Here is a 2,009-nt window from a genome sequence, read left to right as displayed (position 1 = left end):
CATTCTGTTGATGATGTGTTGCGTCATGAATTTGGAAAAAGTCTAGGATCACGTGGTGTTTCTATTCTTGACCCTTTCACTGGAACAGGGACCTTTATCACACGGCTATTACAATCCAATCTCATCAAACCAGAGGATATGGAATATAAATACCGTTATGATATCCACGCAAATGAGATTGTCTTGCTAGCCTATTACATAGCAGCCATTAATATCGAAGCAACCTATCATGGTCTTATGAAAGGAAATTATATCCCTTTCAAGCATATTGGTTTGGCTGATACGTTTCAGACGCTAAAAAAGCAAGATCTAATACAACGTCTATTAAAGGAAAACAGTGAATATTTAGAGCATCAGAAAAACCTCAATATTGAAGTTATCTTCGGCAATCCTCCTTATTCAACAGGACAAAAAAGTGCTAATGATAATGCAAAGAATACGCCTTATCCGATATTAAATGACCGTATTGATGAAACTTACGCCGCTCAATCTAAAGCAAGCCTTATGCGAAATCTTTATGATAGTTATATTCGTGCCATTCGCTGGGCAAGTGACCGTATAAAAAACCGTGGTGTGATTGGTTTTGTTACAAATGCAAGTTTTATAGATACAAAATCTATGGATGGTTTACGCAAGTGTCTAGTTGAGGAATTTAGTAGCCTTTACATTTTCCATTTACGGGGGAATGCTCGGACCTCTGGAGAACAACGTAAGAAAGAAAGTGGTGGAATTTTTGGTGAAGGATCTCGTGCCCCTATAGCGATTTCTATTCTCGTAAAAAATCCAAAATCCAAACAACAGGGGAAAATATATTTCCGTGATATTGGAGATTACCTCACAAGAGAAAAAAAGCTTAAGACAATTAAAAAATTTGGTAGCATTGATGGTATTACACAGAGCAAACAAGGTTGGCAAATAATTATACCGGATAAGCATAATGATTGGCTTGGTCAACGTGATGACAGTTTCAAGACATTCCTAGCTTTAGGTGATAAGAAACCTCATAGTAAAAAACTGTTTGAGATTTATTCTTGTGGTCTAAAAACCAATCGTGATGCTTGGGCATACAATGCAAGCAATGAAACTCTCGCGAAGAATATGAGTAATATGATTACTTTCTACAATAGTGAAGTGGAGCGTTTTAATGGTGTTTATACACATGATAACGGTAAAACACGTACTAAAACTGTAGATAATTTTGTTAATGCCGATGAAAGCAAAATTAGTTGGAGTATTAATCTTAAGAAACATTTAACTAAAGGAAAGATTTTTGAATTTGAAGATACATGCCTTATGCAAAGTTTATACCGTCCTTTTACACAACAATGGCTCTATTACAATCGTGCCTTTAATGAAATGGTTGCCCAAATTCCATGTATATTTCCAATGGGGCAAGCGGTTGAAAATAGAGTAATACAAATTACAGGTACGGGAGCAAAGAAAGATTTTTCTGTTATTATGACTAAGAATGTGCCTGAATTTCAAGTGATGGAGAATAGTCAATGCTTTCCAAGATATATCTATGAAGATGCTACGGTTTCAAAAAGTAAAAGTGAGAAACAATCCCATTTATTTACAGAAGAAAGTAAAACAGCTGGTTTACAGAAGCGTGATGCCATTACGGATGAGGGATTAGCACATTTTAAAGCTGCTTATCCTAATGAAGCCATAACAAAAGATGATCTATTCTATTATGTTTACGGTCTACTTCATTCGGAAGATTATCGCACCCGTTATGCTGATAACCTCTCTAAAGAACTGCCTCGTATCCCTTGTGTAAAGAGTGCTGATGACTTTTGGAAGTTTGTAACCGCAGGGCGTGAACTGGGGCATTTGCACGTAAACTATGAAACTGTAGAGCCGTATTCAGTAACCTTTAAAAAAGGTAATCCAAAACAAACAGAGATCTATAATCCCGAAAAATTTTATTATGTGACTGAAATGAAATTCGCAAAAGCAGGTAAAGAGAAAGATAAAACCACTGTTATTTATAATAACAATATCACAAT

General features: G+C 35.7%; 1 protein-coding gene. It reads left to right on the top strand.

Annotated elements, in window-relative coordinates:
- A partial coding sequence (locus tag ACFIJJ_RS09590; RefSeq protein WP_375646784.1) for a type ISP restriction/modification enzyme occupies positions 1 to 2,009 on the top strand: 2,009 nt, incomplete at both ends.

This window comes from Bartonella sp. TT29SHDZB (genome assembly GCF_042193395.1).
Classification (GTDB): domain Bacteria; phylum Pseudomonadota; class Alphaproteobacteria; order Rhizobiales; family Rhizobiaceae; genus Bartonella.
Note: the sequence above shows the minus strand (reverse complement) of the source record. Positions and strands in the feature narration are given on the sequence as shown.